Below are 14,361 nucleotides of genomic sequence, written 5' to 3'. Positions count from 1 at the left end.
TTGATAAGATATTTGTTAAAAATCCCTTGGTCGTTCGATATCATTACATGCCTATTTTATCAGTTTGAATCTAAGGCGTAATTTTCCGTCGGCATAGTCGTAACTGATAATTTTAAAGATGCCTATTTCCGATGTGTTTTCTACGTGTTGCCCGATGCAGGCGCAGGCATCGTAATCTCCTATTCTAACAATACGCAACATTTCGCTTGCATTTTCCGGAAGCTTACTCAGGTCTACAATGCTTTGGGCTTTTTCGTGTGTCATGAACTCACAGGTTACAGGTAAATGGCGATTGATGGCTTCGTTTACTTTTTCTTCAATGGCATGAATCTGCTCCTCGGTTGGGCAAACCGGAAGTTCGTAATCACATTTGCTCTTTTTCTTTTCGATATGTGCATTACGTGAACGTGGACATCCGAATGTTTTTACCATAGTAGCATTGAGCAAATGCTCTGCTGTATGCATAGGTGCAATTGACACATCCTGAAACTTGGGGGCTGCTTGGTTTATTTCCATAATAGACAAATTTTTATTGTTTTTAGACATAAGAACAAAAGAACATATTTTTTCTTATGGGTGATTATAAATGTTTATATTCTCTGAATTTTCTTTTTATTTCAATGCGTTCACCGCCAAAGTTTATTAATAAGCCGTGGTCTGTATTGGTAGCGGTTAAGTAATTTACTAATTGGGTTTCGTGTATGGGAAGAAGATGCTGTACAGCTTTAAGCTCAATGATTATTTCTCCTTTTACGATTATGTCCGCTCTAAATTCTCCCACAATTTCATTTTTGTAATATACATTTATAGGCATTTCTGTATCTGCATGAATACCTTTTTCCTTTAATTCAATCATCAATGCTTTCTGATAAACACTTTCAAGAAAACCCGCAGCAAGATGTGTTCTTACATTATATGCACACTGAATAATAGTTTTTATCAAACTTTCTATTTCCATATTCCTTCTTTTGTTCTTATGTCTAAAAAACAAAATAATATGTCTCTTTCGTATGCATAGAGGGATATTCTTGTTTGTTATGGTCGTTGAGTTGAAGTTGTTGTTCCATAATTATCTGAATGTTATTCACCTTTCTATATTTTTGATATGTATTTATTCTTTTACTATTTCTATAGATTTAGGTACTAAATCCATGAAAGAGTTCAGTCCGCAGTCTGCATAATCTTTTCCGGCAAAGAGTCGGATTATAGTTGTCGGTAGCCAGCTTTTTCCAGATTGCGGGTCTACTGCCATCCATCCGTATTGTTTAAGGTAACATTCGGCCCAGGCATGACATCCATAGAATTTTTGTTCAGGTATAAAAATAAAGCCGGCAACAAAACGGCAAGGAATTCCTTTCTTTCTCATAAGTGCCGTGAACAAATTGGTGTATTCGCTACAAGTACCTTTCTTTCTTTGGAGGATATGATTTACATCCAATGTTTTACAATCACCTTTTGAAATAGCCATGGCTAAAGAATCGTCAAAACTTATATAATGGGATACAAACTCTAAGCCTTTTTTAATAATTATCATTGTACTGTCTTCACCTTTGAATAAAGAGTCTGTTATGAGTTCGATAGTAGGAGAAGAATAGTCGATAAGTTTGGTTGGGTTCAGATAAGGAGCAACCTCTTCGTCATAGATGTCATTGGGGATATAAAGGGCCTTTTCTGCTACTTTTCTTTTTAAGGTATCGTCATAAGCTTTGGATACTTTTACGGTGAAATGGTAGACACTGTCTGCCTTTTTAAAATCAGAAACCTTTTGTGGATAAGAATCTGTGACCGGAGAGTAATTTCTTGTCACCATTCGATAAGTCGTCTGAGCATGACACAGGAAAGAAAATGGCATCAGCGACAATAAAAAAAGAAATAGCAACTTTTGCATGTTTTTCATGATAACTGAGTTATTAGGGAAATATTAAAATTATTATTCCGGTATCTCTATCTTTTCCCCAAGATGTTTGGGAGCTTTATCGGTAATGATATCCATAAAGACTTTTACTCTTGCCAGTAATTCTCGAAGGTTGGTTTTAAAGCCGGCATATGCACTCACGTCCTGAGCATTATATCCAATAACCTGAAGATGGTTTTGCTGAGCCAGAAAAATAGCCCGTTCATTGTGAAATTCTTGTGAAATCAGAGTGAAACGCTCCAGACCAAAAATTAAATGCGCTCTTATAACAGAGTCCAATGTTCTCAGACCGGCATAGTCTAATATGATTTGCTGTTCGGGAATACCTGTGGCAATTAATGCCTGCTTCATTTCTTCGGGTTCATTATAATCATTTCTCCGATTGTCACCGCTAACCAATATATATTTGATTTTTCCTGCGTTATATAATTCTGTGGCAGCTTTAATCCGATAGTCGAAATACAGATTGTTTTTCCCGTTTTTCAATTTGGGCGAGGTGCCCAATAACAGACCTACTTTATTATAGGGAATATCGGATACTGTTGAATAAAGATATGCTTCACTGTTTTTCTGAATAGTCCGATTACATACATAGATGGTAATTACAAGAACTGTCAGCAATAAAGGTGCTCCTATAAAGATAATCTTTTTCATTTTTTATATTCAGAGTTCTTTGCAAAGATAGGGATTTGGGTTGAAAGTTGACTTGAAAGCATAAAAAAAGGAGCAACGCCTTGCTCCAACCTTTGTTAACCTTAAATCTAATACTATGAAAAACACATTGCAAAGATACAGCTTTTTCAAGTATTGGCAAGCGTTTTATTAGAAACGCCTGATTTTATAACATTTATTTTATTTCTTAATTGAATTTGTTAGGATAATTAAGAAAAAGATGGTTTCTCCGATATATTCTAACTACTTGTTATTCTATCAAAACCAAGGTGCTTTTTATCCTGGCCACTTCTCTTTCATTAAGTCTTCCATCTTGAGCAATTCGTCCCTGTATTGGGCAGCTTCAATGAATTCCAGCTTCTTAGCTGCTTCTTGCATCAGTTTACGGGTGCGTTCCATACTTTTCTCCAGCTGAGCTTTACTCATATACTGTACGACCGGGTCTGCGGCAATATTGGGTGAAGAGGGTTCCACGTATGCACGGGTTGCTTTTTGCGTTTCCTCCATTTCGTTACCATTACCGAATACAGCCAGGTTGCGTGCTTTCTTAATCTGCTGTGGAGTGATTCCATGCTCTTCATTGTATGCGAGTTGTTTTTCGCGGCGGCGGTTAGTTTCGTCAATGGTCAGTCGCATGCTGTCCGTGATCTTGTCGGCATACATGATTACCATTCCGTTTACGTTTCGGGCAGCTCGTCCGGCCGTTTGGGTTAATGAGCGGTGTGAACGGAGAAAACCTTCTTTATCTGCGTCGAGGATGGCCACCAGTGATACTTCCGGAAGGTCAAGTCCTTCACGTAATAAATTTACCCCGATCAATACGTCATATACACCTTGGCGAAGATCATCCATGATCTTGACGCGCTCTAAGGTATCCACATCGCTGTGGATATAGTTGCAACGTACATTATTATTTAATAGATATTCCGTTAATTCTTCAGCCATACGTTTAGTCAGAGTAGTTACGAGTACGCGCTCTTCCCGTTCGATACGGAGTTGGATCTCTTCCATCAAATCGTCTATTTGGTTTAGACTGGGGCGTACTTCGATAATAGGATCCAATAGACCGGTAGGGCGGATCACTTGCTCAACGACGATGCCTTCTGATTGCACCAGTTCGTAATCGGCGGGGGTAGCACTTACATAGATAACCTGTTTAGCCATTGATTCGAATTCTTCGAACTTTAACGGGCGATTGTCCATTGCGGCAGGCAGTCGGAAGCCATATTCCACCAAGTTAATTTTGCGGGCCCGGTCTCCTCCGTACATAGCACGTATTTGCGGAACACTTACATGACTTTCATCTATTACAATCAAGAAATCATCCGGAAAAAAATCTAACAGACAGTAAGGGCGTGTACCTGCTGCACGACCGTCAAAGTATCGTGAATAGTTTTCGATGCCGGAACAATGACCCAGTTCCCGTATCATTTCCATATCATATGTTACTCGCTCATAAAGGCGTTTCGCTTCATATTCTTTGCCGATAGATTCGAAATAGGCAACCTGTTTGGTGAGATCATCCTCTATTTCATGGATGGCGCGTAAGGTTGCTTCTTTGGTAGTCATAAACAGGTTGGCGGGATATATTTTATAAGCCTCAAAAGGTGCGATGGTTACTCCGGAAACCGGATCTACTTCTTCGATGCCGTCAATTTCATCCCCCCAAAAGGTAACCCGAAGTAAATTGTCCGAGTAGGCCAGATAAATGTCTACCGTGTCTCCTTTTACCCGGAAATTTCCACGATTGAGTTCAATGTCGTTACGCATATACAGGCTATCTACCAATCGTCGGAGAAACACATTGCGGTTGATGGTTCGTCCTCTCTCTATTTCAATAACATTATTATAGAAATCCGACGGATTTCCCATACCATAGATGCAAGATACGGAAGATACCACCACCACATCTTTTCTTCCGGAAAGGAGAGCTGAAGTTGCAGCCAATCTGAGCTTGTCAATTTCATCATTGATAGCGAGGTCCTTTTCTATATATGTATCCGAACTCGGAAGGTAGGCTTCCGGCTGGTAATAATCGTAATAAGAGACGTAATATTCGACAGCGTTATTGGGGAAAAATCCTTTAAACTCACCATATAGCTGAGCTGCCAGCGTTTTGTTATGGCTCAGAATCAACGTAGGTTTATTGATATTGGCAATAACATTGGCAATGGTAAATGTCTTTCCGGAACCGGTTACACCCAGTAACGTTTGTGCCGGTATACCTTCAAGAACTCCTTCAGTCAGTTGTGCGATTGCTTCCGGCTGATCTCCGGTTGGCTTGTATGCGGATGTTAATTCAAAATTCATGTTTCTTTTTTCTTTCAGAAGACAATATTCGGCAAAATAGTTGAGATAAACAAATAGATTTTTAAAATAAATCCTTTACTTTGCACAACATAACTAACAAAATACAACGAAAGACATGATTTGGAATGAGAGCATCGAATGCATGGAACGCGATAATTTGCGTAAAATCCAGAGCATTAGACTAAAGAAAATAGTAGAATACGTTTATCACAATACGCCGTTCTATCGTAGGAAAATGCAAGAATTAGGTATCACTCCTGATGATATCAACGGAATAGAAGACATCTCCAAACTACCATTTACCACTAAATTAGATTTACGCGACAATTATCCATTCGGACTGTGTGCCGTGCCTATGAGTCAGATTGTACGTATCCATGCATCATCGGGTACTACCGGCAAACCGACTGTAGTAGGGTATACCCGTAAAGACTTATCGTCCTGGGCAGAGTGTTTGTCCCGTGCCTTTACGGCCTATGGAGCAAGCCGTTCGGATATATTTCAGGTGTCATATGGCTACGGTCTGTTTACAGGTGGGCTGGGAGCACATGCCGGTGCCGAAAATATCGGGGCTTCAGTTATTCCTATGTCGAGTGGTAATACGGAGAAACAGATTACTTTGATGCATGATTTCGGATCAACCGTCCTATGTTGTACACCGTCTTATGCCCTTTATCTGGCTGATGCGATTAATGATTCCGGTTTCCCGCGTGAAGAGTTTAAGCTGAAAGCAGGCGCCTTCGGTGCAGAACCCTGGACAGAAAGCATGCGTAAAGACATCGAGGCAAAATTAGGGATTAAGGCTTATGATATATATGGATTAAGTGAAATTGCAGGTCCCGGCGTCGGATATGAATGTGAGTGTCAAAACGGCACCCACTTGAATGAAGATCATTTCTTCCCTGAAATAATAGATCCGCATACATTACAGCCTGTAGAGCCCGGGCAAACCGGTGAATTGGTTTTCACCCATCTGACTAAAGAGGGTATGCCTCTATTGCGTTACAGGACGAAAGATCTGACCGCATTGCATTATGAAAAATGCTCTTGTGGACGTACTTTGGTACGTATGGATCGTATTCTGGGACGCAGCGATGATATGCTTATTATCCGTGGAGTCAATGTATTCCCCACACAGATTGAATCTGTTATTTTGGAAATGGTAGAGTTTGAGCCGCATTATCTGCTGACTATCGACCGTAAGAATAATACGGATACTATGGAACTGAAAGTTGAAGTTCGTCCGGACTATTATTCGGATGAAATAAATAAGATGCTGGCTTTAAAGAAAAAGCTGACAGCACGTTTGCAGAGTGTGTTAGGTTTGGGAGTAGATGTGAAGTTGGTGGAACCTCGCAGCATCGAGCGTAGTGTGGGTAAAGCGAAGCGTGTGATTGATAATAGAAAACTATAACGAATATAAATATAAAGTCATTTATTATGGTAGCAAAACAACTTTCCATTTTTTTGGAAAATAAATCAGGCCGACTGACAGAGGTGACTGAAGTATTGGCAAAGGAAGGTATTAATCTTTCGGCTCTTTGCATTGCTGAGAACGCCGATTTTGGTATTCTCCGCGGAATTGTATCCGATCCGGATAAGGCTTACAAAGCTTTAAAAGATAACCATTTCGCAGTCAATGTGACGGAGGTAGTAGGTATTAACTGCCCTAACGTGCCCGGTGCGTTGGCTAAAGTATTACAATATCTTTCCAATGAAGGGGTTTTCATTGAATATATGTATTCATTTGCCAATAATAATTCTGCAAATGTGATTATCCGTCCCAACGATATGGAAAATTGTATCCGAGTGTTAACAGAGAAGAAAGTTGACTTGCTGGCGGCAAGCGACCTGTATAAACTGTAAAACCTGTGAGTAGTGATGGGTGGTTAGTGAATGACTGTTGCATTGTTTATAAATTAGCCATCCATCATCGCTTGTTCACTATTCGTAACTAAACTCTATTCTTCCATTCTTTTTTATCTTAAAAAACATTGATTAATTGGTTTATTCAGCGCGAATCTTTAACTTTGCGCATTATTTAAATACAGAATGAAGAAGAACATCATTATAACGCTGCTTGCAGCTACTGTTTTATCCTCGTGTGGAGAGTACAATAAGTTGCTAAAAAGCACCGATTACGAATACAAGTATGAGGCCGCTAAGAACTACTTCGCTAAAGGTCAGTATAATCGATCGGCTACATTGCTGAACGAGTTGATAACTATCCTGAAAGGTACGGATAAAGCAGAAGAATCATTATACATGCTGGCTATGAGTTATTATAATCAGAAAGATTATTCTACTGCGGCCCAGTCATTTATCACTTACTTCAATACATATCCGCGCGGTCAGTTCTCAGAGTTGGCCCGCTTCCATGCCGGTAAAGCTCTGTATTTGGATACTCCCGAACCCCGTTTGGATCAATCAAGTACTTATCAGGCTATCCAGCAGTTGCAGATGTTTCTGGAATATTATCCCCAGAGCAGCAGAAAACAGGAGGCACAAAATATGATTTTTGCTTTGCAGGACAAGTTGGTTTTGAAAGAACTTCTGTCTGCCAGATTATATTATAATCTTGGTAATTATCTGGGCAATAACTTCATGTCTTGTGTGATCACTGCCCAGAATGCTTTAAAGGACTATCCTTATACTGATTATCGTGAAGAACTATCTATATTGATTCTCCGGGCCAAGTATGAAATGGCGGTGAATAGTGTGGAAGACAAGAAGATGGATCGTTACCGTGAAACGGTAGACGAATATTATGCTTTCAAGAATGAATTTCCGGAAAGTAAATATCTGAAGGAAGCCGAAAGGATATTCAAAGATTCTCAAAAAGTAATTAAAGACTAAATTATAAATAGATTTATGGATTACAAGAAAACAAATGCTCCGACGAATACCATTACCCGTGATATGATGGACTTATGTGCCGATACCGGTAATGTTTATGAAACAGTAGCTATCATTGGTAAGCGTGCCAATCAGATCAGTGTGGAAATAAAGAACGACCTTTCCAAGAAACTTGCGGAGTTTGCTTCCTACAACGATAATTTGGAGGAGGTATTTGAAAATAGAGAGCAGATCGAAATTTCACGTTACTACGAGAAATTGCCGAAACCCGATTTGATTGCTGCGCAAGAGTATGTAGAAGGAAAGATCTATTATAGAAACCCGGCAAAGGAAAAAGAAAAATTACAGTAATTTTCTTCGCCGGTTGAAGAGTTAACAGTCAAGTAGTAAGTAGGAGTCTATTCTTCTATCTCTTATTGCTTGACTTTTTTATTCCGGATTAAACACAACTTTAAAAACTATGATTCAACGAATTCAAACGATTTATCTTTTGCTTGTTACTGCATTACTGATAACAAGTATGTGTCTGCCTGTCGGCAGCTTTATAGGTGCTGATGCTGCCATGTATACTTTCAAACCATTGGGGGTGGAACAGAACGGAATGTTTTATTCTACTTGGGGAGTATTTGGTATATTGTTGCTTAGTGCAATCATCGCATTTGCCACAATCTTTCTTTTCAAGAACCGTATGTTGCAGATTCGCATGTCGATATTCAATAGCATTTTGTTGATTGGTTATTATCTTACCTTTCTTGCTTTTATGTTTGTCCTGAAGAAAGATCTGAATGCTGCTTTTCAGATTTCATGGGCGTTGTGCCTGCCGTTGATTTCGATTATTCTCAACTATTTGGCTATTCGTGCGATAGGACGGGATGAAGTGATGGTAAAGGCTGCCGACCGTCTCCGATAAAAAAGATTCACCACAAAGGATACAGGATGTCTCTATGGACACCATATCCTTTGTGGTGAATTCATTTATACGCTTTTACTTCTTTATGTCAAATAAATAAGTGATTTTTGCTGTAATGGTACTATTGGCCGAACGTGCAAAATAGTCTTTTTTGGTGCTGTTATAAAAATCGGCCAGTCCAAAATAATATCTTCCTTCTAAAAGAAAATTTCCGGCCTTAGTCCTGACTTCGATTCCGCCGCCACCTGCAATTCCATAGTCGAATTTATTTTCTATCCGTTTTCCATATTGTTCGTTGGGTGCCCGATTGGCTGTTTTCCAACTACCTTCTCTTTTTTCGTTTTCGCTTAACAAGAAACCTATTTGCGGTCCCAGGTTGATGAAGAACTGTGCTCCTCTGTCTTTGCCGAAAGCCAAATGGGCAAGAAAAGGTATTTCAAGGTAGTTCAGGGTACGGACATAAGAGTCTTCTGAAGAAAAGCCTTGCTCGGGGTCGAATTTTTCGTCCCATCCCCGTTGCGAGAAGTTAAGTTCCAATTGTGCTCCACAAATCATAGCGAAGTATTTTTCGGAAATATAACGTGCTGTTACTCCTCCGGTAATTCCTAATAATCCGTTTTGCTTAATGGTAGGTTGGAAAGAAACGGTACTGTAATTTGCACCTCCATTAATTCCGATGGCAAAATTATGTCGTTGTTCGCCTATCTGGGCATTTGCCGGCAGTACAATTCCTGCCAGCAAAGCAGTTCCCAGTAGGATTGATTTCAGTTGATTCTTTTTCATTCGAAGTCAAGTTTAATCAATTCAAAGTTCTTTGTGAAATGGACAAAGAATACTTTCTTGTTTACAAATCCTCCCCAGTTATTGACACGTTGGAATTTAAATCCGGTTTGGATAGGAGTTAAATCCATCAGAGGGAGATTTTTTTCCAGTTCGGAACCGTATTTGGACAGTCCTTTGAGGAAGAAGTATCCTGTGTCAAAACCCAGCATGCCGTATTTCGGGTACCGTTCTTCCATCTCTTTGCTGTACCATTTGCGATAAGCATGAGTGAAGTTGATTGCAGCAGGTAGCAGATTATTCGTGTAGAATGACGAATAGAAATAGGTGTCCAGCTCAAAGAAACTTTCCAGATGATCCTTTGTATAAGTTTGCCATTCAGGATAACCGAATAGATGAATACGCGCTTCTGGGTTATCTCTTACAAGTAATGTCAATTGGGGAATGATTTTCAAAAGCGTCAAATCGTTACCGGAGGTGGGGATGAAGAAGTTCTCTTTGTCGTTACGCAAAGCTGCTTTCAGCGTTTCCACCGGGGCGTTTTCCTTTAATGTTTTCACTGGAATCCCTTTGCTTCCCAGTTCCTGTTTTAAGCCTTTGATAAATTCAATTTTATCTTTATCCACAACCGAAGATTCCAAAAGAATCACGTTAGCATTCGGGAATTGACGTGTGAAGTGCTCGTAGACTTCGGAGTACAGATAAGACTGTGGAGTATTGATTTGATAAATAAACGGGTTGCTGAATACTTCGCCTTCTTTTGAAGAGAAAGGGACAACCAAGCGAATATCGTTTTTCTTCGCGAAAGCTGCTAACGGTTTAATATGCTGTTGCTGTGCCGGACCAAAAATGACATTCATATTCTTCATCTCACTTTTTGCCAGAATGTTGTTCAATGATGAACTTTCTTTATTGCAATCGTAGACGTATAGATCGATTGAAGTGCCGGTACGTTTCAGACTGTCGACTGCCATCAGGAAGCCTTCATAATATTCTACCATTCTTTTGTCGTCAAAGGGTAACAAGAGAGCCGCTTTGATGGTAGAAATGCTTTTGGGTGTTTCTTTGTTTTCACGGAACAATTCGCTGTTGCTTGGCGGTGTGATATTGGTGTCTGTCTGTGGAGTAGTGACTGCCGATTTCTCTGACGGGTAGGGGATACAAAGGAATTGTCCCTTCTTCATACCGTTCTTCAACTCCGGATTGGCTGCAATCAGTTCCTGTTCAGAAATGCCATATTCACGGCTGACGCTGAAAATAGTCTCTCTGCGTTTCACCTTGTGCATGTCTCTGCAACGGGGCTTTACAGCCGGTTGGATAATGGGTTGTTCGGGAGTTGTGACTACTGCTTCTACTGTAGAGTCGATGGCTTCTGCAGCGGAAGGGATACGGATAACCTGTCCGATACGGAAGTTCTCTGCACTTAATCCCGGATTGGCGTCACAAATGGCTTTTGCAGAAACTTTATAGGTGGTTGTCAACCGATAAAGGGTTTCTCCCGGTTGAATGGTATGGAACATTTCACTTTTCTGGGCGGTTTTGTTCTGTGGGATTTTGATGGCTTGTCCTGCATAGATTTTGTCCTCACAACCGGGGTTCAGGCGAATAATATCTGCTTTGCTGACTCCATACATACTTGAGATGGAATATAAGCTTTGCCCCTTTTCAATAGTGTGAAGGAAGTAGGATTGGTTCTCTTGTGCCAATGTGCTTAAATAGGAAACACTTATAAAAGACAGGAGAAAGAAGATTCGTTTGATTGATTTCATCAATTTATTAATCTTAATTTGTAATTTTTACTATTCAATTCTCAATTGATTACGGCAAAGGTACGAATAATGTCATAGATTCACATAATATATTGAGTTAAGAAAATAATATTGTGTTTTTTAAAACTATATTTCGGGCGGAAACATTAATTTTGCAACTCAATAAAAGTTAGAGTATGCAGGAAACAGAATATATAAATGTGTACGGTGCGCGCGTACACAATCTGAAAGACATTGATGCGGAAATACCACGTGACAGCCTGACTGTGATTACCGGACTGAGTGGAAGCGGGAAATCATCTCTTGCTTTCGATACAATATTTGCAGAGGGCCAGCGCCGCTATATTGAAACCTTTTCGGCTTATGCCCGCAACTTTCTGGGCAATCTGGAGCGTCCGGATGTAGATAAGATTACAGGGTTGAGTCCGGTTATTTCCATAGAACAAAAGACTACGAATAAAAATCCCCGTTCCACGGTCGGCACTACTACAGAGATTTACGATTATCTCCGTCTGCTTTATGCCCGTGCCGGAATAGCCTATTCTTATCTCTCGGGAGAAAAGATGGTGAAATACACTGAGGAACAGATACTGGAACTGATCCTGAAAGATTATAAAGGAAAGAAAATTTATATGCTGGCACCTTTGGTGCGTTCACGTAAGGGACATTACAAAGAACTCTTCGAGCAGATTCGCAAAAAGGGATATTTGTATGTCCGTATAGATGGAGAAGTACGCGAAATCACCCACGGACTGAAACTGGATCGTTATAAAAACCACGACATCGAAGTCGTTGTGGATAAGCTTATCGTGGAAGATAAGGATGACAAGCGGTTGAAACAGAGTGTCGCTACTGCTATGCGGCAGGGCGACGGATTATTGATGATTCTTGATGCACAGACAGAGAGTATCCGTCACTACAGTAAACGCCTGATGTGCCCTGTCACGGGACTGTCGTATCGTGAACCGGCTCCGCACAACTTTTCGTTCAATTCTCCGCAGGGAGCTTGTCCGCGTTGTAAGGGATTGGGGGTAGTCAGTCAGATTGATGTAGATAAGGTGATTCCTGATAAAGAGTTGTCTATATATGAAGGGGCGATAGCTCCTTTAGGTAAATATAAGAATGCAATGATTTTCTGGCAGATCGGTGCTTTGCTGGAGAAATATGATGCGTCATTGAAGACTCCCGTAAAAGATTTGCCAAATGATGCAATCGACGAGATTCTGTATGGCTCGGACGAACGTATCAAGATAAAAAGCTCTTTGATAGGTACTTCTTCCGATTATTTTGTGACGTATGAAGGTGTTGTCAAGTATATCCAGATGTTGCAGGAGAAAGATGCTTCGGCCACTGCACAGAAATGGGCGGAACAATTTGCCAAAACCACAGTTTGCCCTGAATGTAAGGGAGCGAAACTGAATAAGGAAGCACTCCACTTCCGTATCCATGATAAAAATATCAATGAACTTTCAAATATGGACATCAATGAGTTGTATGACTGGTTGATGAAAGTGGACGAATTTCTGACGGATAAGCAGAAAATGATTGCCGCAGAGATTTTGAAGGAGATACGTACCCGCTTAAAATTCCTGTTGGATGTAGGATTGGATTATCTGTCTTTAAACCGTAGTTCCGTCAGTCTGTCGGGTGGGGAGAGTCAGCGTATCCGTCTGGCCACACAAATTGGTTCTCAACTGGTCAATGTGCTTTATATTCTTGACGAGCCGAGCATCGGGCTGCACCAACGTGATAACCTGCGGTTAATCAACTCCTTGAAAGAACTGCGTGATATGGGTAACTCTGTGATCGTGGTAGAGCATGATAAAGATATGATGCTGGCTGCCGACTATGTGATTGACATGGGGCCTAAAGCCGGACGACTGGGGGGAGAAGTTGTTTTTGCCGGAACTCCGCAAAAGATGTTGAAGACCAGTACGCTTACTTCACAGTATCTCAACGGACAAACTGCCATCGAAGTGCCTTCCAAGCGGCGTCCCGGTAATGGAAAATCTTTATGGTTGCGTGGCGCTAAAGGGAATAATCTGAAGAATGTAGATGTCGAATTTCCGTTAGGCAAACTGATTTGTGTTACGGGAGTATCCGGTAGTGGTAAGTCTACGTTGATAAATGAAACTTTGCAACCGATACTTTCGCAGAAGTTCTATCGTTCTTTGCAGGATCCTTTGGAATACGATTCTATTGAAGGATTGGAGAACATAGATAAGGTTGTCAATGTGGACCAGTCTCCGTTGGGGCGTACTCCGCGTTCCAATCCTGCCACTTATACCGGTGTCTTTTCAGATATCCGCAGTCTTTTTGTCGGATTGCCGGAAGCTAAGATTCGTGGCTATAAACCCGGTCGTTTTTCTTTCAATGTCTCCGGAGGACGTTGTGAGGCATGTTCCGGGAATGGCTACAAGACAATCGAAATGAATTTCCTGCCCGATGTATATGTTCCATGTGAAGTTTGTCATGGCAAACGTTATAACCGCGAAACTCTGGAAGTGCGTTTCAAGGGAAAATCCATTGCCGATGTGCTCGATATGACCATTAACCGTGCGGTAGAGTTCTTTGAAAATGTTCCTCAGATTCTGAACAAAATTAAGACTATCCAGGATGTTGGATTGGGATACATTAAATTAGGGCAATCATCAACCACCCTTTCGGGAGGTGAAAGCCAGCGCGTAAAATTGGCAACGGAGCTTTCGAAACGAGATACGGGAAAGACTTTGTATATTCTTGATGAACCGACTACCGGTCTGCATTTTGAAGATATCCGTGTGCTGATGGGAGTATTAAATAAATTGGTGGATAAAGGTAATACTGTGATCGTCATTGAGCATAATCTGGATGTGATAAAGATGGCGGATTACATTATCGACATGGGCCCCGAAGGCGGTAAAGGGGGAGGGGAACTTCTCAGTTTCGGGACACCGGAAGAGGTTGCGAAGAGTACAAAAGGATATACCCCGAAGTTTCTTCGCGAAGAACTGAGAATCGATTGATAATTTATATATACGATATTAACTTGTTAAATAATAAAGAGTTAATATCGTATTTGTACAAAGTTAACTTCCTGCAACTACGAAGTTAACTTTGTAGAGTTACGTTATTAACTTACTAATAGCAGCTTTTTTCTATGGCTGCTC

General features: G+C 40.6%; 13 protein-coding genes. 6 read left to right on the top strand and 7 right to left on the bottom strand.

The window, feature by feature from the left end; all coding sequences use genetic code 11:
• Window positions 1-51 precede the first annotated feature (51 nt).
• The 5 genes from G7Y45_RS14700 to uvrB all read right to left on the bottom strand — a co-directional run bounded on the left by G7Y45_RS14700 (window position 52) and on the right by uvrB (window position 4,897).
• On the bottom strand, window positions 52-516 hold the full coding sequence (locus G7Y45_RS14700; RefSeq protein ID WP_044300243.1) for a hypothetical protein: 465 nt from the start codon (window positions 514-516) through the stop codon (window positions 52-54).
• A 64-nt stretch (window positions 517-580) separates the two neighbouring features.
• Window positions 581-958, bottom strand: a complete 378-nt coding sequence (locus G7Y45_RS14695; RefSeq protein ID WP_005778261.1) for a GxxExxY protein — start codon at window positions 956-958, stop codon at window positions 581-583.
• Window positions 959-1,111: 153 nt separating this feature from the next.
• Entirely contained in the window at window positions 1,112-1,888 is a 777-nt protein-coding gene (locus tag G7Y45_RS14690; RefSeq protein WP_165015282.1) for a transglutaminase-like domain-containing protein, read from the bottom strand.
• A gap of 42 nt (window positions 1,889-1,930) precedes the next feature.
• Window positions 1,931-2,569, bottom strand: a complete 639-nt coding sequence (locus G7Y45_RS14685) for a vancomycin high temperature exclusion protein (RefSeq protein WP_005806572.1) — start codon at window positions 2,567-2,569, stop codon at window positions 1,931-1,933.
• Between the two features lie 294 nt (window positions 2,570-2,863).
• Window positions 2,864-4,897, bottom strand: a complete 2,034-nt coding sequence (uvrB, locus tag G7Y45_RS14680; RefSeq protein WP_165015201.1) for an excinuclease ABC subunit UvrB — start codon at window positions 4,895-4,897, stop codon at window positions 2,864-2,866.
• Between the two features lie 115 nt (window positions 4,898-5,012).
• Between uvrB and G7Y45_RS14675 the strand changes: the two genes are divergently transcribed.
• The 5 genes from G7Y45_RS14675 to G7Y45_RS14655 all read left to right on the top strand — a co-directional run bounded on the left by G7Y45_RS14675 (window position 5,013) and on the right by G7Y45_RS14655 (window position 8,663).
• A complete protein-coding gene (locus tag G7Y45_RS14675; RefSeq protein ID WP_005778252.1) occupies window positions 5,013-6,311 on the top strand; it encodes a phenylacetate--CoA ligase family protein in 1,299 nt (432 codons plus the stop codon).
• 26 nt (window positions 6,312-6,337) lie between these two features.
• Window positions 6,338-6,763, top strand: a complete 426-nt coding sequence (locus G7Y45_RS14670; RefSeq protein ID WP_005778250.1) for a hypothetical protein — start codon at window positions 6,338-6,340, stop codon at window positions 6,761-6,763.
• Between the two features lie 186 nt (window positions 6,764-6,949).
• The gene (locus tag G7Y45_RS14665) at window positions 6,950-7,753 is read left to right on the top strand and encodes an outer membrane protein assembly factor BamD (protein WP_005806568.1); all 804 of its coding nucleotides are present in this window, start codon (window positions 6,950-6,952) and stop codon (window positions 7,751-7,753) included.
• A gap of 15 nt (window positions 7,754-7,768) precedes the next feature.
• Window positions 7,769-8,104: a DNA-directed RNA polymerase subunit omega gene (locus G7Y45_RS14660; RefSeq protein WP_005778246.1), complete on the top strand. Its 336-nt coding sequence runs from the start codon at window positions 7,769-7,771 to the stop codon at window positions 8,102-8,104.
• 109 nt (window positions 8,105-8,213) lie between these two features.
• A complete protein-coding gene (locus G7Y45_RS14655; RefSeq protein WP_005778244.1) occupies window positions 8,214-8,663 on the top strand; it encodes a DUF4293 domain-containing protein in 450 nt (149 codons plus the stop codon).
• Between the two features lie 75 nt (window positions 8,664-8,738).
• Here G7Y45_RS14655 and G7Y45_RS14650 read toward each other — a convergent pair whose 3' ends face one another.
• Window positions 8,739-9,446, bottom strand: a complete 708-nt coding sequence (locus G7Y45_RS14650) for a porin family protein (RefSeq protein ID WP_005806564.1) — start codon at window positions 9,444-9,446, stop codon at window positions 8,739-8,741.
• On the bottom strand, window positions 9,443-11,212 hold the full coding sequence (locus G7Y45_RS14645; RefSeq protein WP_022012641.1) for a LysM peptidoglycan-binding domain-containing protein: 1,770 nt from the start codon (window positions 11,210-11,212) through the stop codon (window positions 9,443-9,445). The genes G7Y45_RS14650 and G7Y45_RS14645 overlap by 4 nt, the downstream gene beginning before the upstream one ends.
• A gap of 176 nt (window positions 11,213-11,388) precedes the next feature.
• On the opposite strand from G7Y45_RS14645, the gene uvrA reads away from it, so the two are divergent.
• Window positions 11,389-14,217: an excinuclease ABC subunit UvrA gene (uvrA, locus tag G7Y45_RS14640; protein ID WP_005778238.1), complete on the top strand. Its 2,829-nt coding sequence runs from the start codon at window positions 11,389-11,391 to the stop codon at window positions 14,215-14,217.
• Window positions 14,218-14,361: the final 144 nt, after the last annotated feature.

Source organism: Bacteroides sp. ZJ-18, assembly GCF_011038705.2.
Classification (GTDB): Bacteria; Bacteroidota; Bacteroidia; order Bacteroidales; family Bacteroidaceae; genus Bacteroides; species Bacteroides hominis.
The sequence above is the reverse complement of the archived record's forward strand: the minus strand, read 5'-3'. Positions and strand labels throughout refer to the sequence as shown.